Annotated in this window: 16 protein-coding genes and 1 rRNA gene; 6 read left to right on the forward strand and 11 right to left on the reverse strand. The window is 68.2% G+C overall.

Going from position 1 to position 18435, the window contains the following annotated elements; all coding sequences use genetic code 11:
• Nucleotides 1-1154 (reverse strand): DUF222 domain-containing protein (locus ON31_RS27455; RefSeq protein WP_051037811.1); only part of this gene is annotated, 1154 nt, incomplete at its 3' end.
• 358 nt (nt 1155-1512) lie between these two features.
• Between ON31_RS27455 and ON31_RS36990 the strand changes: the two genes are divergently transcribed.
• Nucleotides 1513-1689, forward strand: a complete 177-nt coding sequence (locus tag ON31_RS36990) for a hypothetical protein (RefSeq protein ID WP_157533788.1) — start codon at nt 1513-1515, stop codon at nt 1687-1689.
• 37 nt (nt 1690-1726) lie between these two features.
• Here ON31_RS36990 and ON31_RS27465 read toward each other — a convergent pair whose 3' ends face one another.
• Nucleotides 1727-2422 carry an LmeA family phospholipid-binding protein gene (locus ON31_RS27465; RefSeq protein ID WP_039817752.1) on the reverse strand — a complete coding sequence of 232 codons (696 nt, stop codon included), beginning with the start codon at nt 2420-2422 and terminating at the stop codon, nt 1727-1729.
• 106 nt (nt 2423-2528) lie between these two features.
• Nucleotides 2529-3932, reverse strand: coding sequence for a dihydrolipoyl dehydrogenase (gene lpdA, locus ON31_RS27470; RefSeq protein WP_039817754.1), 1404 nt, complete (start codon nt 3930-3932; stop codon nt 2529-2531).
• A gap of 126 nt (nt 3933-4058) precedes the next feature.
• Here lpdA and ON31_RS27475 point away from each other — a divergent pair, with 126 nt between their 5' ends.
• Nucleotides 4059-5111, forward strand: a complete 1053-nt coding sequence (locus ON31_RS27475; RefSeq protein WP_051037812.1) for an AraC family transcriptional regulator — start codon at nt 4059-4061, stop codon at nt 5109-5111.
• Between the two features lie 209 nt (nt 5112-5320).
• Nucleotides 5321-6367 (forward strand): NADP-dependent oxidoreductase, encoded by a 1047-nt coding sequence (locus tag ON31_RS27480; RefSeq protein ID WP_039817758.1) that lies wholly within the window; start codon nt 5321-5323, stop codon nt 6365-6367.
• A 48-nt stretch (nt 6368-6415) separates the two neighbouring features.
• Here the strand turns inward: ON31_RS27480 and ON31_RS27485 are convergent, their stop codons facing one another.
• The gene (locus tag ON31_RS27485; RefSeq protein WP_039817760.1) at nt 6416-6874 is read right to left on the reverse strand and encodes a MarR family winged helix-turn-helix transcriptional regulator; all 459 of its coding nucleotides are present in this window, start codon (nt 6872-6874) and stop codon (nt 6416-6418) included.
• Nucleotides 6875-6966: 92 nt separating this feature from the next.
• On the opposite strand from ON31_RS27485, the gene ON31_RS27490 reads away from it, so the two are divergent.
• Nucleotides 6967-7296 carry a rhodanese-like domain-containing protein gene (locus tag ON31_RS27490; protein ID WP_039817761.1) on the forward strand — a complete coding sequence of 110 codons (330 nt, stop codon included), beginning with the start codon at nt 6967-6969 and terminating at the stop codon, nt 7294-7296.
• 70 nt (nt 7297-7366) lie between these two features.
• Here ON31_RS27490 and ON31_RS27495 read toward each other — a convergent pair whose 3' ends face one another.
• Both ON31_RS27495 and ON31_RS27500 read right to left on the reverse strand, forming a co-directional pair.
• Nucleotides 7367-8188 (reverse strand): ABC transporter permease, encoded by an 822-nt coding sequence (locus ON31_RS27495; protein ID WP_039817764.1) that lies wholly within the window; start codon nt 8186-8188, stop codon nt 7367-7369.
• Nucleotides 8188-9162 carry a daunorubicin resistance protein DrrA family ABC transporter ATP-binding protein gene (locus ON31_RS27500; protein WP_029926289.1) on the reverse strand — a complete coding sequence of 325 codons (975 nt, stop codon included), beginning with the start codon at nt 9160-9162 and terminating at the stop codon, nt 8188-8190. Before ON31_RS27500 ends, ON31_RS27495 begins: the two co-directional genes overlap by 1 nt.
• Before the next feature lie 84 nt (nt 9163-9246).
• Here ON31_RS27500 and ON31_RS27505 point away from each other — a divergent pair, with 84 nt between their 5' ends.
• The gene (locus ON31_RS27505; protein ID WP_029926291.1) at nt 9247-10002 is read left to right on the forward strand and encodes a TetR/AcrR family transcriptional regulator; all 756 of its coding nucleotides are present in this window, start codon (nt 9247-9249) and stop codon (nt 10000-10002) included.
• Between the two features lie 21 nt (nt 10003-10023).
• On the opposite strand, the gene ON31_RS27510 is transcribed toward ON31_RS27505, so the two are convergent.
• Complete coding sequence (locus tag ON31_RS27510) at nt 10024-11025, reverse strand: dipeptidase (protein WP_370450357.1); 1002 nt, start codon at nt 11023-11025, stop codon at nt 10024-10026.
• A 66-nt stretch (nt 11026-11091) separates the two neighbouring features.
• On the opposite strand from ON31_RS27510, the gene ON31_RS27515 reads away from it, so the two are divergent.
• Entirely contained in the window at nt 11092-13143 is a 2052-nt protein-coding gene (locus ON31_RS27515) for a prolyl oligopeptidase family serine peptidase (RefSeq protein WP_172544776.1), read from the forward strand.
• Here the strand turns inward: ON31_RS27515 and ON31_RS27520 are convergent, their stop codons facing one another.
• The 4 genes from ON31_RS27520 to rrf all read right to left on the reverse strand — a co-directional run bounded on the left by ON31_RS27520 (nt 13144) and on the right by rrf (nt 18309).
• Nucleotides 13144-14004 (reverse strand): alpha/beta hydrolase family protein, encoded by an 861-nt coding sequence (locus ON31_RS27520; RefSeq protein WP_039817767.1) that lies wholly within the window; start codon nt 14002-14004, stop codon nt 13144-13146. It lies immediately after the preceding gene.
• A gap of 236 nt (nt 14005-14240) precedes the next feature.
• A complete protein-coding gene (locus ON31_RS27525) occupies nt 14241-14873 on the reverse strand; it encodes a TetR/AcrR family transcriptional regulator (protein ID WP_228808946.1) in 633 nt (210 codons plus the stop codon).
• Nucleotides 14874-15771: 898 nt separating this feature from the next.
• A complete protein-coding gene (gene fusA, locus ON31_RS27530; protein WP_039817775.1) occupies nt 15772-17790 on the reverse strand; it encodes an elongation factor G in 2019 nt (672 codons plus the stop codon).
• 402 nt (nt 17791-18192) lie between these two features.
• Nucleotides 18193-18309, reverse strand: a 5S ribosomal RNA gene (gene rrf, locus ON31_RS27535).
• Nucleotides 18310-18435: the final 126 nt, after the last annotated feature.

An 18435-nucleotide genomic window follows, 5' to 3' on the forward strand; every position in this document is an offset into this window, starting at 1 on the left:
CACAACGTCGCCGGAGCCTCACAGCCGGGGCGGGTGCAGCCGCGGTCGGCGGCGATACACGCCAACCGCTGCCACGGCGACGCCAACCGATACTTTCCTCGACCCAGATGCAACGGCAGTCCTTTGCCGTCGAAGAGCATCAACAACGGGTAGCTGCCTTCGGCCATCCGCAGGGCGTCGGGGATCGACATCACCGACCCCGACGCGGTGTGCGCGTACCCGGTTCCGGCGTGCAGGTCGGTCACACTCATCGTCAACACCACCGACACCGGCACACCCCGATGACTCCCCAGGTTCTCCGGACCACCCCCGGCGGCGAGGAAGGCTTTGAGCGCGTCGTGGTTACGCTGCCCGGCACTACGCCGATCCCGCCGCGCCGCCGCCTCCACGGTGTCTTTATCGACCGCGCCCGGCCCCATGCGAGGGCTGTCGGGATCCTCGGGATTGCACATGCCCGGACGCGCCCACTTCGCCAAGACGACATCCAACAGGGCACGCAGCTGCGGATCGAGCACGCCTTTGATCTCGCTCATGCCGTCGACGCGTTGTTTGCCGATCCAGAGCTCGCGGCGGCGGGCGCGGTCGTCGTCGTTGGTGAGGACCCCGTCAGGGTCCAGGCACGACAGCAGCACGTGCCCGACCTTGGTCACGCACTCCGGCGGCATCTGGCTCGCCGCGTGCGCGAGCTGCTGCTCGGCCTCGCCCTGCGTCGCGACGGGCACCGCGTTGGGGATACGGTCCATCACCCGCATGATCACCCGCGCGTGCTCCGGGGACACCACACTCTCGGCCTGCAACGCCGCGGTGGTCGGCAACAACGCCGGACCAGGTTCCCCACAGAACGACCGCGGCCGCAACGACGCCGACGCCCGCACCCGCGCCCCGGCCTCGGCGGCCGACAGCCGCAACACGTCGATCAGATAGCCGCGCATGCCCTTGGCTCCGGCACGCTCCCACAGATGCCGCGCCTCGACTTCGGCGATTATGCGGTGCGACAGTGCCGCCATCCGACAGCGCACCGATTCCACCTCCCGCATCACATCCACCAGAGCGGTGTCGGACAGTCCGGTGAGATCGGTCGCGAGCAGGGCGTCCATCGCAGCGCGCAAATCGGCGGCGGTATCACCGTCCTGACTTTCCCCCTCCGGAATCATGCATTCATTCTACCGCGAATTCCATTGCAGCAGAAGCGAAAAGCCCATCTGACCTGCATGTCTTCACATCTGGACACAGGCCCTGCGGGGCGGTTGTGTCATGGTGGTTGGAACCGTGATCGTCAGGAGAACTCGTGACGCTGATCGCAGCAGCGATGTGCCCGCATCCGACAGTGCTGATTCCGGATATCGTGGGAAATTCCGCGGCGAGTGGGATGAGTTGCGTGCCGCGTGTGCGGAGTCGATTCGGCAACTCGAGATTCCCACCTTCGATGTGCGCTCGAAGTCCCGCAGACCCGCTGTGGGCGCTGCTGATGTCGTCGTGGTTGTCGGCGGTGACGACTCTCGGCACTGGTTGATGCTGACGAACAAACCCAGCGGGAACTATGCTGCCGACGTCGCTTTCGAGGCGATCGCCTTCGACGCGTCACCACGTGAGTGCGCGCTGCTCGGGCGGGAACTGGCCGATCGGGCGGAACGGGTGGCGATCGCGGAGGATCCGAGCTACTTCGTGGCCAGCTGGATTCGGGCGTGAGCTGAATCGTGCGTTCGCGCCGCGACGGTCGTCGCGCTCATGGTAGGTCGGAGAAGCGGACGTCGTGGGCTACAGCGGTGACCTGGAGGCCGTCGGTGCTGGGTTGGATGTCGGTCAGGCGGGCACCGAGCGGTAGCCGTTGCAGGGGAACGGTGAAGGCGAGGGAGTTGCGGAGGAGGGCGAGGGGGATGGTGGGGCCGCCGGTGGCGGGTTGGACCGACACCGGGGTGACCTCGATGCCGTCGGCGGTCGGCTCGACGGTGACGATGAGGGTCGCGGGGACCGGGATGCCTTCCACCGAGAAGGTTCCGGTGACGCGCAGGCCCTCCGGGCTGTGGGAGATCGTCTCCACTCCGGACGGAGCGTAATCGCGCACGATGTCGTAGGGGACCAGGGCCGTGGCGGTCGCCGTCGCCGCTACCAGATTCGAGGTGCGGTTGCCGAGCAGGTCGCGCAGGGGAGCCGAGACATCGTTCAGCCTCACCTCGAGGTCGCGCACGTGGATGTCCTGGTCGTGCCAGTCGCCGACCTGGATGTCGATCTCGCGATAGCGCCCGTCGACCGCCTGGGTCAGGAACGGAAACCCGGCGATCTCCACCCGGGGCCGCTGCGGGAGTTCGTATTCGCCGGCGATCGCGCGCCCGATCTCGTTCTGCGCCAGCGTCACCGCGATCCGGTCGCCGACGATCAGCGCGATCGCCAGCACGACGATCAGTGTCAGCAATGCGCGCATACGCTCACCCGTCCGGCCATCCCACCATCATGCCCGTTCCCGGCACAGGAAAACGGCCCGGTGTCCGGCGGGTTCGCCGGGCACCGGGCCGTTGCTCGTCGCGCGATCAGAAGTTGATCATGTGTCCCGCGAGGCCGTGGATGGCCTCCTGGAGCGCCTCGCTCAACGTCGGGTGGGTGTGCACGTTGCGGGCGAGTTCGTTGACCGTGAGGTCCCACTTCTGGGCCAGGGTCAGTTCCGGCAGCAGCTCCGAGACGTCGGGGCCGATGAGGTGGCCGCCGAGGAGTTCGCCGTACTTGGCGTCGGAGATGAGCTTGACGAAGCCCTGGGCGTCGCCGAGGCCGTGCGCCTTGCCGTTGGCGGTGAAGGGGAAGGTGGCGACCTTGACGTCGTAGCCCTCGTCCTTGGCCTGCTGCTCGGTCAGGCCGAAGGAGGCGACCTGGGGCTGGCAGAAGGTGGCGCGCGGCATCATGCGGTAGTCGCCCAGCGGCATGGTCTCGGCACCGCCGATGGTTTCGGCGGCGACCACGCCCATCGCCTCGGCGACGTGCGCGAGCTGGAGCTTGGCGGTGACGTCACCGATGGCGTAGATGTGCGGCACATTGGTGCGCATGTACTCATCGATGGCGATGGCGCCGCGGTCGGTCAGCTGCACACCGGTGGTCTCCAGGCCGTAGCCCTCCACGCGCGGCGCGAAACCGACGGCCTGCAGCACCTTGTCGACGGTGACGGTCTCGACACTGCCGGACTTGTTGTCCTTGATGGAGACGGTCACCTTGGAGCCGTCGTCGTCGATGGACTGCACCGACGCGCCGGTGGTGATGGTGATGCCGAGCTTCTTGTACGCCTTGGTGATCTCCTTGGAGACGTCGGCGTCCTCGTTCGGCAGCGCGCGGTCGAGGAACTCCACGATGCGCACGTCCACGCCGTAGTTCTTGAGGACGTAGCCGAACTCCATGCCGATCGCGCCCGCGCCGACGATGAGGATCGAACCGGGCAGCTCGCGGGTGAGGATCTGCTCCTCGTAGGTGACCACGTTCTGTGACACCGAGGTGCCCGGCAGCAGCTTGGTGACCGTGCCGGTGGCGATGATGGCGTTGTCGAAGGTGATGTTCTCCGAGCCGCCCTTGGTGAGCGCGACCTGGAGAGAGTTCGGGCCGGTGAAGGTGCCCAGACCGTCGAACTCGTCGATCTTGTTCTTCTTCATCAGGAAGTGGACGCCCTTGACCCGGCCGTCCGCCACCTTGCGGCTGCGATCGAAGGCGGCGCCGAAATCGAACTTCGCCTCCCCGCTGATGCCGAAGGTCTTGGCCTCCTTGGTGAAGATATGGGCCAGCTCCGCGTTACGCAGCAGTGCCTTGGACGGGATGCAGCCCACGTTCAGGCACACGCCACCCCAGTATTTCTGCTCGACGATCGCTGTTCGCAGGCCGAGTTGAGCGGCGCGGATCGCGGCGACGTATCCGCCGGGACCAGCGCCGAGAACGACGACATCGTAGTGGGAAGTCACGGCTTCGAGCCTAACGCCGTTGGCCCGAGCTCACGCACCCGATCCCCCTCTACGGTGAGATCTCGCACACACTGTTCCCGCGGCGGTGTGGCGCGAGGCGTCGGGCCGCGACCGGACAAATCCCCCATGCGGCAGACTGGACAGGTGGTCAAGGACGGACGAGCGCTCGATCCGATCGACGGGACGACGTCCAGCCACCTGCTCCGCCTGGTGCGCGACAGCGCACTGCGCCTGGGTGCCGATCCGGCCCGGGTCGCCGCGATACCCGGGACCGCGGACAGCGTGCTCGCCGGGGAACTGAACCGGATACCGCTGGACTCGCTGCTTCGGCTGTGGTCGCTCATCGCCGAGACGGGGCCGGGAGCCGGACTCGCCGTCGCCGCGGCCGCACCGCTGGGTACCCTCACCACCTGGGACTATCTCGTCACCTCGGGTCCGACACTGGCCGACTCGCTGCACGGTGCGCAGCCGTACCACCGTCTGGTCACCGCCGCGGCCGAGGGTTTCGACCTGACGCACGACCGGGATCTCACCGTCGGCTATCGCACCACCGCCACCGACCCGGCGGTATCCGCCGTGGTCAACGAGTACGTGCTCGCCTATTACCTGCGCCGCGCGCGGGAAGCCACCGGACGCCACATCATTCCGACCCGCATCACGTTCGGGCATCCCGCGCCGCCGGAACACTCCGCGCTGATCGACGCTTTCGGCACCGCCGCCATCGAATTCGACGCTCCCGCCGACAGCATCACCTTCCGCGCCGAGGACGCCGAAACCCCGCTGCCCCGCGCCGATGCGATGCTCGGCGAATTGCTGCGCAGCCACGCCGATCTCGTCCTGGCCTCCGCGCGTGCGATTCCCGGACCGCTCGAGGCGTTCCGCACGGCGCTCACGGCGGCCGTCGCCGCGGGCGAACCGACCCTGGCGGCGGTGGCCCGCCGCCTGGCCATGAGCACCCGTACCCTGCAACGGCACCTGGCCGATCACGACACCACCTGGCGCGCGGAGTACGACCGAGCCCGCTACGAGCAGGCCCGCGCCCTGCTCGCGGAGGACCGCCTGTCGATGGCCGCCATCGCCCGCCGCCTGGGATTCACCGACGACCGCGCACTGCGAAAAGCCATGCGCCGGTGGACGGGAGGCACCGCCTCGCAGCTCCGCTCCGAGATGGCGGGGTGACCCGCCGAATACGGCCGACGGGGTGATCTGCGCGCGGCAGCACGGCGCGAACGGACACGGTACGTATTCCGCGACCAGGCGGCTCGGACCTGGCGCGCTCGGACCGGCCGCTGGCGTGGCGGGACCTGGGAGCGGGGGCGCGGCGTTCGTAATGTCATCGGCACCGGCTCGGGAGATACCCGCCGACGATACGAAAAGGTCAGTGCGCCATGACTGTTCAGTCCACCACCGCGGCCCGATCGGCCACCGGAACCGCGCCCGCCACCACCCGCGAGATCCATCTGGCGGCCCGACCCGACGGCGTGCCGACCGCCGCGAACTTCACCCTCGTGGAACGCGAACTCCCACCCCTCGCCGACGGCCAGCTCCTGGTACGCAATACCTGGATGTCGGTCGACCCGTACATGCGCGGGCGGATGGACGACAAGCCGTCCTACATCGCACCGTTCGAAGTCGGTGCGGCCCTGGAGGGTTCGGCGGTCGGCGAAGTGATCGCCTCGCGCGCCGCGGATTTCCCGGTCGGGACGGCCGTCACCCATTTCGCGGGCTGGCGGGAGCACGCGGTGCTGGATGCCGCCGCGGCCACTCCGATCGACCTGTCGATCGCGCTACCGCACCACTACCTCGGTGCGCTCGGCACCACCGGACTCACCGCCTACGCGGCCCTCACCGAGGTGGCTCCGGTGCGCCCCGGCGATACCGTGTTCATCTCCGCCGCCGCGGGCGCGGTTGGCAGCGTAGCGGCCCAGCTGGCCCGCGAACTCGGTGCGAGCCGGGTGATCGGCTCGGCGGGCGGTTCCGCGAAAACCCGGCTGCTGCTGGAGGAATTCGGGGTCGACGCGGCCATCGACTACCGGGCCGGAGATCTCGCCGGACAGCTCGCCGAGGCGGCTCCGGACGGTATCGACGTGTATCTCGACAGCGTGGGCGGCGAGCACCTCCGGGTGGCGGTGGCGGCCATGCGTCCCGGTGGCCGGGTCGCGCTGGTCGGTGCCATCAGCGGCTACAACGGCGGGGCCACGGCACCCGGTCCGGACCTGTTCCTGGCCGCCACCCGGGAGATCACATTGCGCGGCATGCTGGTGAACAGCTACTTCCCGATCTTCGGGGAATACATCGCCAAGGCCGCCGCCTGGCTCGCGGACGGCACCCTGCGCACCCGCGAAACGGCGTACGAGGGATTGGACCAGGCGCCCGCCGCTTTCCTCGGCGTGCTGTCCGGTGCCAATACCGGGAAGATGCTGGTTCGGCTCTGAACGAACCGGCCGCCGGGCCGGGTCGCGGCCACGGCCGACACCGAAGGACTAACCGAAATCGAGGTCCGCGGGGCCGAGCACCTTGCGCAGTGCGGAGGTGAGCGCGTCGAGTTCGTCCGGCTCCAGGCGCTCACCCAGGCGGCGTTCGATGCCGCCGAGGTAGTGCGGTGCGGCGGCGCGCACGCGCTCGCGGCCCCGGTCGGTGATGGAGACGAAGGCGGAGCGGCCGTCGTCCGGGTTGGTGTCGCGACGGACCAGGCCGTGCGTCTCCAGTTCGGTGACCAGTCGGCTCACCCGGGTGCGGCTGAGCACCACGCGCTCGCCCAGATCGCTCATGCGCAGCCGTTCGACGCCGTCGAGTTCGAGCAGCACGTCGTACCAGTTCAGTGGCAGCCCAACGGTTGTGCGCAGTTCCGCGTCCAGCTCGGGAACGAGGGTGGCGTGCACCCGCAGCAGCGCCGACCAAGCGGCCGCGGCCGGGCGGGGGGTGGGCTGTGAGTGTGGCACCGCCCCAGCGTACCGGGTTGCGTGCGTGCGCACACAAATAGTAGCGTGCACACGCACTTAAAAATGTGCGTGAGAAGAATCGAGGTTGCCCCATGACCGCACTCATCACCCGCGAGGAACTCGAGCAGGAGATCGCCGCGGGCACCGTCACCGTGATCGACGCACTCGGCGGCGAGTACTACGCCAAGGCGCACCTGCCGGGCGCGATCGCACTCGTCGAGGCCGAGGTGGATGCCGAAGCCGCGCGCCTGCTTCCGGATCGCGACACCGCCATCGTGACCTACTGCTCCAATCCGGCCTGCCAGAACAGCCAGGCCGTCGCCAGCAAGCTGGAGGCGCTGGGCTACACCAATGTCCGCAAATACCGCGAGGGCATTCAGGACTGGACGGACGCGGGCCTGACCGTGGAGTCCGGGCGCTGATCCGGACGCGGCCGGTGCGTCACCGCGAGGCGACGCACCGGCCGTCGAATACCGCTCGGCCGCAGCGACTTCAGCGGCTGAGCCGCTGGAAGCGCCGCACCGCGAGCGGCAGGAAGATCGCGGTGAGCACCAGCGGCCAGACCAGCGCCATCAGCGCGGCGTGCTGCTCCACCCAGGAATCCCCGCTGCCCACAGGGGTGCCGAACAGCTCGCGGGTCGCCGCCGCCGTCGAGGAGATGGGATTCCACGCCGCGATCGTGCCGAGCCAGGACGGCATCAACTGCGGGGCGACGAAGATGCTCGAAATCATGGTGAGCGGGAAGACGACCGCGAACAGACCGCCCGCCGCTTCCGGATTCGGCACCATCAATCCCAGCCACACGCCCACCCAGATGAGCGCGAAACGCAGCCACAGCAGCAGCACGAACGCCGCCACCACACCGAGCAATCCACCGGTGGGCCGCCAGCCGATGGCAAAGGCGGTCAGCATGAGGATGCCCAATTCGGCGCAGGCGACGAGCAGATCGGTGACACCGCGCCCGGAGACCACCGCCGAGACGGACATGGGCATGGACCGGAACCGGTCGATCACCCCCTTGGTGGCGTCGTAGACCACCACGGTCGCGGTGTTCACGAAGCTGAAGGCCATGGTCATGGTGAACATGCCCGGCATCAGGAAGCTGCGGTAGTCGCCTCCGCCCGGCACCACCATGGCACTGCCGAACACATAGCCGTACAGCAGCACCGAGACGATCGGAAAGCCCAGCTGCCAAGCGATGTTCACCGGCTGGCGCTGATAGTGGGTCAGCCCGCGGCGCACGATGTTCCAGCAGTCGGCCACTGCCCAGTAGGTGCGCGAACGGTGCTCGGGGGTCAGATCGACGGCGCCCATCAGGCGGCCTCCTCGGTAGCGGTGCGGTGACCGGTGAGATGCAGGAAGACATCGTCGAGACTGGGGCGGCGCAGCCCGATGTCCTCGACGGCGATGCCCTCGTCCTGCAGGGCGCGCGCCACCTCGGTGAGCGCGGCGACCCGATCGGCGACGGGCGCGTGCACGCGTCGCTCGACCTCCACGGTCTCCGGTTCGGTATCGCTCACGCGGGCAACGACCTTCGCCACCAGGGGCAGATCGGCGACTTCCAGCGCCACCACCTCGATGAGGTCACCGCCCACGATGTTCTTCAATCCGTCGGGGGTGTCGTCGGCGATGGCCCGCCCCTGATCGATGACGGTGATGTGGGAGGCGAGCCGATCCGCCTCCTCCAGATACTGCGTGGTGAGCAGGACGGTGGTGCCGTCGGCGACCAACGCGCGCACCGATTCCCACACCTCGTTGCGACTGCGCGGATCGAGTCCGGTGGTCGGCTCGTCGAGGAAGAGCACGTCCGGCGCGAGAATCATGGACGCCGCCAGGTCGAGACGGCGACGCATGCCGCCGCTGTACTTGCCGACGCCGCGGTCGGCGGCATCGGTGAGGTCGAAACGCTCCAGCAGTTCCCGCGCCCGCAACCGTGCCCGCCGCCCGCCCAGATGGAACAGCCGACCGAACATCTCGAGGTTCTGCTGCCCGGTGAGCACCTCGTCCACGGCGGCGTACTGGCCGGTGAGCCCGATGCGCGCCCGCACCTCCCGAGGCCGGCGAGCCACATCGAACCCGGCCACCCGCGCCTGCCCGCCGTCCAGCCGCAGCAGCGTGGAGAGGATGCGCACGGCCGTGGTCTTGCCCGCGCCGTTGGGCCCCAGCAGGCCGTGCACCGTGCCCGCGCGGACCGTCAGATCGAATCCATCCAGTGCGTTCTTCGCTCCATATCTCTTGGTCAACCCCTCGGCCAGTACCGCATAGTCGGCCACCGTCGTCCTCCGCATCGCTTCCGAACCAAACCGAGTACATCGTACCCCATTTCGAGTACAACGTACCCAGTTTTTTTCGTGGCCGCTAGGCTCGAAACCATGAGCAGCACGGAGACCAGCGGCAGCGGTGATCTCGCACGGACTCTCGAGCTCCTGTGGAACACCGGTCCACGCCCCAGCCGCGGCCCCAAACCCGGACTCACCCTGGACCGCATCGTCGAGGCCGCCATCCACGTCGCCGACGCCGAGGGCCTGGACGCGGTCACCATGCGCCGGGTGGCCACGGAACTGGGCACCGGCACCATGACCCTCTACCGGTACCTGCCCGGCAAGGGTGAACTGCTCGATCTCATGCTCGACCGCGTGCAGGACCCCCAGTTCGACGGACTACCGGAACCGGAAGCGGGCTGGCGCGCGGCCCTGGAAGCCGTGGCGTACTCGACACTCGCGACATATCAACGGCATCCGTGGCTGATCCAGGTCAACCAGAGCCGACCGGTCATGGGACCGAGCGCCGTGGAGGGCATGGAGCGCATCCTCGCCCGGATCAAACCCATGGGGCTGCCCGACCGCGAACTCATCTCCGTGGTGCTGCTGATCGACAACTATGTGGTCGGCGCCGCGCGCACCCAGCTGTACGCGCAGGAGGCCGAACGCCGCACCGGCATGACCGACCTCGAATTCTGGGAGGCCCAGGCACCGGCACTGAACCAGGCCATGGCGACCGGGCGCTATCCGATCCTGGCGGGAATGGGCGACAACACCTTCGACCCGAGCTACGACCACTTCGGCTGGGGATTGCAGCGGGTGCTCGACGGGCTCGAACGGACGGTCGTCGGCGATCGACCCGAGTGAGACCGGCTCGGCCGCCGCGCCTCAGCGCCGCCACACCTGCCGCGCCACCCGGGCGAAGTTGTCGCGGAACACCGCCGCGATCTCGGCTTCGGTGAACCCGCGGCGGGCCAGCACCGTATCCAGCCCGGGAACCTCGTTCTCTCCCAACAGATCTTCTGGCGGGGTCCACTGCAACGGGCCCCAGCGCGTGTAATCCTCGGAGAAATTCCCCGGGTTCGCGGCGATCTCGGCGTTGAACTGCGCACCGTCGAAGGAGAAGTCGGAGCCGATGCCGATGTGCTCGATACCGACCAGCTCCGCACCGTAGACGATGTGATCGGCCATGGCTTCGACGCGCGCGGTCCTGCCCTCGGGCTTGTTGCGCCCCAAGAAGATTCCCACCCCGTTGATGCCGATCACACCGCCGGTCTCCGCGCACGCACGCGCCTGATCGTCGGTGATATTGCGCGGATGCGCCCACAGTGCCGCGAAATTCGAGTGACTGTAGATCATCGGAACACTGGTGGTCGTGGCGATGTCCAATCCGGTGCGGGCCGAACAATGTGAGCCGTCGGCGAATACGCCCACCTCATTGAGTGTGCGCACCAGATCGCGGCCGTACGCGGTGAGCCCGGTGTCCTCGGTATCGAGGCAACCGCAGCCCGCCGCGTTGGCATGGTTGTAGGTGGGCAGCAGGGAGCGGACCCCCAGGTCGTGGAAGACCGAGACATTGTCCAGGTCACCGGCGAGCGGGCCGGAGTCCTCCAGATCGAAGGCCAGCGCGATCATCCCGTCGGCCAGGGTGTCGGCGAACGACTCCACCAGGCGGAACCACGGCGTCGCGGCGGCGTCGCGGCGGAACTGCCGCACCAACGCCAGCGCGTCCGCCGTGGAGTGCGGCGCATACCCGACATTGACCGACAGATAGCTGCCGACCGGATACCGCGTCAGCTCGAGGATGTCGGCGCTGGGCAGCAGCGGCAGGCAGCAGTGCTGCTCCCACGGTGCGGGTAGCATCCACGCCTCCTCGACGGCAATCGGCATCCGTCCGGCAATCCTACTGAGCAGGGTTCCCCGTCACACCGATGCACCCTCGGCAACAATGGGGCCATGAGCGGTGTTGACGAGAGCGTGACGGATCCTTACCTGTGGCTCGAAGAGGTCACCAGCGATCGCGCATTGGACTGGGCGCGGGAACGCAATGACGTGGTGGTCGAGACCTTCGCCTCGTCGGACCGCTTCACCGAACTGGAGTCGCGCATTCTCGCCATGCTCGACACCGACACCCGCATCGCCTACCCCGGACGGCGCGGGCGCTGGCTGTACAACTTCTGGCGCGATGCCGAACACCCCAAGGGCCTGTGGCGACGCACCACCTTCGCCGAATACGCCAAGGAGGAGCCCGCCTGGGAGGTGCTGATCGATCTCGACGCCCTGGCCGCCGCCGAGGACGAGAACTGGGTGTGGGGCGGCGCGGCCGTGCTGCGTCCGGAGCAGCAGCGGGCGCTGATCAGCCTGTCGCGCGGCGGTGCGGACGCCAAGGTGGTCCGCGAATTCGCGATCGAGACAAAGGAATTCCTCGCACCCGAGGACGGCGGATTCTATCTGCCCGAGGCCAAGTCCGAGATCCGGTGGATCGATATCGACACCGTGTACGTGGGCACCGACTTCGGGCCCGGCTCGCTCACCGACTCCGGCTATCCGCGCATCGCCAAGCGCTGGCGGCGCGGCACGCCCCTGGCGGAGGCGGTCACCGTCTTCGAGGGCGAGCCATCGGATGTGGCGGTATCCGCAGGCTACGACCGGACCCCCGGCTACGAACGGCATTTCGTCGGCCGCGCCACCGACTTCTTCAACGAAGAGGTGTACCTGCTCGAGGACGGCGATACGCTGCGGCGGCTCGAGCTGCCCACCGACTCCTCGGAATCCTGGTACCGGGACTGGCTGCTGGTTCGGCTCAAGTCACCGTGGGAGGTCGGCGGCCGGGAGTATCCGGCGGGGGCGCTGCTGGCCACCGATTTCGGGGACTTCCTCGGCGGCGCACGCGATTTCGAAGTGATCTTCGAACCCGACGCGCACACCGCGCTGCACGGCTACGGCTGGACCGAGAACCATCTGCTGCTCATCACGCTCGAGGATGTGCAGACCAAGCTCTACGTGGTCACGCCCGGCGCGGACGGCTGGGTGCGCGAACCGCTCGCCGACGCCCCGCGCATGGCCACAACCAGCGTCATGAATCTGGACCCGCTCGAGGGCGGCGACGAATTCATGCTCACCACCAGCGGTTTCACCACACCCACCACCCTGCTCTCCGGCTCCGTCGGCGGGCCGACCGCACTGCTCAAGAAGGAGCCCGAGTTCTTCGACGCCGCGGGCGTGGAGACCGAGCAGTACTTCGCGCGCTCCGACGACGGCACCATGATCCCGTATTTCGTCATCCGCCACCGTGATCGGATCGGTCGGCCCGGCCCGACCATCATGTCCGGGTACGGCGGATTCGAGGTCTCGCGCACGCCCGCCTACAGCGGCGCGTCCGGTATGGGCTGGCTGGAGCGCGGCGGCACCTGGGTGATGACCAATATCCGCGGCGGCGGCGAATACGGGCCGCAGTGGCATACGGCGGTGCAGAAAGCCAACCGGCACAAAGTGTACGAGGACTTCTCGTCGGTGGCCAAGGACCTCGTCGCCCGCGGTATCACCACGCACGACCGGTTGGGCGCGGTGGGCGGCAGCAATGGCGGCCTGCTCATGGGCGTCATGCTCACCCGGTATCCGGAACTGTTCGGGGCCATCGTCTGTCAGGTGCCCCTGCTGGATATGCGGCGCTATCACCTGCTGCTGGCGGGTGCTTCCTGGATCGCGGAATACGGTGACCCGGACAAGCCGGAGGAGTGGCAGTACATCAGCGAGTACTCGCCCTACCAGAACACCCGGGCGGACGCGCCCTACCCGCCGATCCTGCTCACCACCTCCACGCGCGACGACCGGGTGCATCCGGGGCACGCGCGAAAGATGGCGGCCCTCTTGGAATCCCAGGGCCATCCCGTCTGGTACCACGAGAATATCGAGGGCGGGCACGGCGGCGCCGCCGACAACAAACAGTCGGCGTTCCAGGCCGCGCTCATCTTCGAATTCTTCACCCAGCGACTCATGGGGAACTGATCAGCGGTCGCGCAACCATTTCTCGATGTAATCGACCGTGCCGCGCGAATCCGGAATCCAGCCGTTGTGCCCCAGCGATTCCGGATTGTGCCACCGGGTGATGTCCGCGCCCGACAGCTTCTCCAGCAGATGCGCGGCCGAGCCTCGGGGGGTGAGGTCGTCACCGGTCATGGTGATGGATAGCACCGGCAGTTTCAGCCGCGCGATGCGCTCCTCGTAGTCGATGTCCGCACCGGCGGGTTGAAAAGTGCCGGTGCGGGCCAAGCGCGCCCAGTCGGAGATGAGCACCTTCGATTGGCGGCCGAAACCGCCCGCGGTGATCCGGTCCCCGGGCCAGAAACCGGCGAGATTCGCGGTCAGTGATACCGCGGCGCTGCCGAGCAGCAGTCCGGTGGAGGCCAGGCCGCCGTAACCGCGGTGGTAGGGGGTGCCGGAGGCGATCAGAATCAATCCGCCCAGCCGACCCCGGATCCGGGACGCGTACAGCACGCCCAATTGCCCACCGAGGCTGTGCCCCAGCAGATATGGGGTCGAACGTGGGAACCGCTCTCGCACCACCTCGAACATGGCCGGGAAATCCACGGAGACGAGTTCCTGATATCCGTAGGTACTCGACGGACTCGGTTTCGGGCGGCTGTCGCCGTTCCCACGCAATTCCAGAATGGCGGCGTCGAATCCCCGGCTCGCGACATCCTTCGCGAAGAACTCGTAGTAGGCGGCCGGTACCCCGAGCCCCGGCGCGATCACCACCACCGGACGCGGGGTGTCCGGCGTGATCGCATGCCGGTGTGCACCGTGCGCGGGCACCAATCGGACCGGCACGGTGGTTCCGTCCGGCATCTGGATCGGCACAGTCTCCATACGCGCACGCTACCGCTCCACCGCGGATTCGTGTCCACGACGCCGCGCCCTGTGCCCGCCGACGCCGGACGCTCCATGCCCGGCGGGGCCGCACGGCCCCATGCCCGCCGATGCCGCACGCCCCCCATGCCCGGAGGGGCGGCGCGCATCGGGATGCCGGTGTTGGTCTTCTCGGTGGCGTGCCCCACGCCCGCGCCGGGGCCATAGCCCCACTTCGGGGCGAGCGTGGGGTGGGATCAGGCGCTGACCGCGCCCATGATGATGCGGCGCAGCACGCGGATGACGTCGTCCAGCGGCTGGCGGGGGTCGGAGCCGCTCCACGCGTCCACCACGTAGTTGACGGCGCCGATAATGGCCAGAACGCGCATTTCGTAGTCGCCGGGCGGGATTTCGCCGTGCATGGCGGCATCCTCCGCGGCGCTGGCGAGTAGCGCTCCCCAGGCGCGGCGCAGCTCCAGCCGGAACTTCTCGACCTTGGGGCCCGCGCCGACCACCTCGACCAGCGAGACCCGCGCCTTGCGGGGGTCGCGGCCGATGGACTCGATATAGGCGCGTACGGCGGCGTCGATGATCTCGATCGCGCTGGCGTCCGCGTGGTCGGCGATGGTGGCCGCCACGGCTTCCCGCGATTCCCGGTCGATCTGTTCGTAGAGTTCGAGCAGCAGCGATTCGCGCCCCGTGAACTCCTCGTAGAACTGCCGAGAGGAGAGACCGGCGTCCTTGCAGATGGCACCGACGGAGCTGTTGGCGTACCCGTCCCGCGCGAATACCGTCAGCCCGGACTCCAGAAAACGCGCACGTCGCTGCCGCTGCCGGTCTTCTACGGGCTGCCCGGCGTACATTCTTCCCGCGTTCGTTTCCTGAGACATTGCGCCAGACAATACCGAAGGGGCCGATCCCCTCGTCATGGATCGGCCCCTTCGTTTGCACCTTCGACATACCGCGCGATTGCCGAAAGTTGGCTCAGTGCATCGGAGCAGTGCGACCAGCCCAACGGCAGTCGGGAATTGGCAGGGGAACTGCCGGGGTTCGTCGCCCGAGCCCGGGGGGAGGCCCGGCCGCCGTGTCGCGTTGGCCCGATGATCACTGATCATTTGCCGTTCCACACGATACCGAGCGGCCGCTCCTAGTGGAATACTTTTGTCGGATTTTTCTAGAATTTATTTGGCCGGCACCGCCGTGCACCACGGTGGAGCAGGGACGACCGAGCGTGCCGAACAGCCCGTCGCCCGAAACGCAGCCGGGGCGCGGTCCACCTCATCATGGACCGAGCCCCGCGCCGCATCGTTCACTTCCGCGCGAGCGCCGGAAGGTGGCGACCATCCGGCTACTCTGCCGAACCACTTGCCGATCCGGACGACAGCAGCTTCAAGATGGTCTGCGCGAGGATGTCCGAGATGATGTCGGTCATGGGGGCACTCCGATCCAACTACGGTGCCAGCATCTGTCACTGGCTGTTTGCCATCGGGACGATACCGAGCGTCCAACAGGTGCGGCAGCGTTTTGAAGGATCTTTCTAGGACTATTTCCCGGGTGCGGTGAAGGGCTTCGAACAGCCGTTTCGCCATGTTTGCCGCAGCAGTCCCGGGCGACTCTCGCACGAATGTGAAACACTCGCGTCCGCCGTGGTCGCGACCGGGACCTCCGCTCGGAATTTGCCGGTGCGCACCCGTACTCCCGTCATGCCCACCGCCCCGGCAAGGCACACACGGCAGCGGTCCCGCACCCGGTTCGAGTGCGGGACCGCGCCTTTCGGCCGTCTACCGGTCACGCGAGCGCATAACCCACCGGCCGGGTGGTGAATTCACCCCGCCCCTGGGTGCGGCTGCGCAAACGGGTCGCGTAGCCGAACAATTCGGCCAGCGGCACGATCGCCGTCACCACCACGGCTCCGGTCCGGGTCGTGGAGCCGGCGACCCGGCCGCGGCGGGCCGCGAGATCGCCGAGCACCGCGCCGACGAATTCCTCCGGCACCGTGACGGTCACCTCGACGATCGGCTCCAGCAGGCGCATGACGCTGGCGCGCAGCGCATCTCGGACACCCAGGCGCGCGGCCGTGCGGAAGGCCAGCTCCGAGGAGTCCTTGACGTGGGTCATGCCGTCGGTCAACGTGATGCGCACACCCGTCACCGGATGATCGCCGAGCGGGCCGGCGGCCAACGCATCCCGGCAGCCCGCCGCCACCGCGCGCACGAACTCGGCCGGAACGCGACCCCCCACCACCGTGGAACGGAATTCCATTCCCTCGGCACCGGGGTCCGCGCCGTCCAGCGGCTCCACATCGAAGACGATATGCGCCCACTGGCCGCTGCCGCCGTCCTGCTTGACGTGCCGGTAGGTCATTCCCGACACCCCGCGCAGCACCGTCTCCCGGTAGGCAACCTGCGGGCGGCCCACGGTCACCCCGATGCCGCGGTCACGGCGGATCTTCTCCACCGCCACCTCCAGGTGCAGTTCGCCCAGCCCGGACAGCAGCGTCTGCCCGGTCTCCGCGTCCGTGCGCACGACCAGCGAGGAATCCTCGTCGGCCAACCGCGTCAGGGCCAGCCGCAGCCGCTGGGCATCCGCGTTCACCTTCGGCTCGACCGCCACCGATACCACCGGATCGGCCACCGTCGGCGGTTCCAGCAGCACCGGCGCGTGCGGAGCCGCGAGGGTCGCGCCGACCGCGGCCTTCGGTCCGACGAGAGCCACGATGTCACCGGCCACCGCGCCGTCCACCTCCACGTGGCGGTCGGCCTGCACGCGCAGCACCCGTGCCACCCGCTCCCGCCGACCGGCTCCGACATCCGACACCGTGTCACCCTTGCGCAGGACGCCCGTGTACAGGCGGACGAAGGTGAGGCGTCCGGTCGCCGTCGCCTGCACCTTGAATACCAGGGCGGCAAGCGGTTCCGTCGGATCGGCTACCGGGCCGATGCCACCGGACGGCGCGCGATCCCGCGGCGCGGGCAGATACGCGACGACCGCGTCGAGCAGCGGTTCGATCCCACGATCGCGGTAGGCGGCACCGCACAGCACCACGACGATCTCACCGCCGAGGGTCAGCTCGCGCAAGGCCGCGGTCAGTGTCTGCGCCGACAGTTTCGAGCGGTCGACGAACTCGTCCAGGGCGGCCGTATGCCGTTCCGCGACAGCCTCTTCCAGAGCCCGTCGACGATGCGATGCCAGCTCGGCGAGCGCGGCGGGAATCGGCCGCTCCGACAGGCCGTCCGCCTGCCAGACGAGCGCACGCATGCGCACCAGGTCCACCACACCGGTGAACTCCGACTCGTCGCCGATCGGCAGCTGCACGGCCAGCGGTACCGGGTGCAGCCGCTCCCGGATGGACGCCACCGCCGCGTCGAAATCGGCTCCGGCGCGGTCCATCTTGTTGACGAACGCGATACGTGGCACGCCGTACCGGTCGGCGCGACGCCACACCGATTCGCTCTGCGGCTCCACCCCGGCCACCGCGTCGAAGACCGCGACCGCGCCGTCCAGCACGCGCAGCGACCGCTCCACCTCGTCGGAGAAGTCCACATGGCCGGGGGTGTCGATGACGGTCAGGCGGTGACCGTTCCACTCGCAGCTCACCGCCGCGGCGAAGATGGTGATGCCGCGATCGCGTTCCTGCGAATCGAAATCGGTGACCGTGGTGCCCTCGTGCACCTCACCGCGCTTGTGCGTGGCGCCGGTGAGGAAGAGCATCCGCTCGGTGACGGTGGTCTTGCCCGCATCCACATGGGCGAGAATGCCGAGATTGCGGACGTGGGCGGAGCGGTGTCGGGAAACAGTGGTACGCACGGAAATTCGGTCCTTCGTGCTGAGCAGGGTCACTACAGCGCGATTCCCGGACGGGAGCCGGTACCGACACGGGATGCGTCGGTACGGCGCGACTCGACCCCGGAGAGGTCGATGCGTGACAAGGTCCGGGTGACTCAGTACCGGCCGCGCAGCCGATACCGGACCGGCGAAGACACCAGGATCACCTCGAAGCGCGAACGAGCCGCGACGGTGCGTTGACCGCGCATCATCCGGCTCCCTCCTGGTTCGACGTGCCGTGCGGCACGAGACGCATTGCGAGACTACGCAATCGCGCGGGTGGAGGAAACCGATTTTCCGGGGCGGTCGACGAGTGGTGAAACGTCGAAGAGGGGAGAAACGCGCAAGGCCCCGACCGTGTGGTCGGGGCCTTCGCGAAGGATGTTCCGGCGGTGTCCTACTCTCCCACACCCTGTCGAGTGCAGTACCATCGGCGCAGGTGGCCTTAGCTTCCGGGTTCGGAATGGGACCGGGCGTTTCCCCACCGCTATAGCCGCCGTAACTCTATGAAACTGTCCACACAGCGCGTGGAAAGCAAAGCACGAGCGGGGATACCCCGCAGGTGTCTGCTCTCAACACACCGCATGCGTGTGTTGTTTCAGATACCGCACAGTGGACGCGTAGCAG

Origin of the sequence: Nocardia otitidiscaviarum NBRC 14405 (genome assembly GCF_000308635.1) — a bacterium.
GTDB classification, from domain to species: domain Bacteria; phylum Actinomycetota; class Actinomycetes; order Mycobacteriales; family Mycobacteriaceae; genus Nocardia; species Nocardia otitidiscaviarum.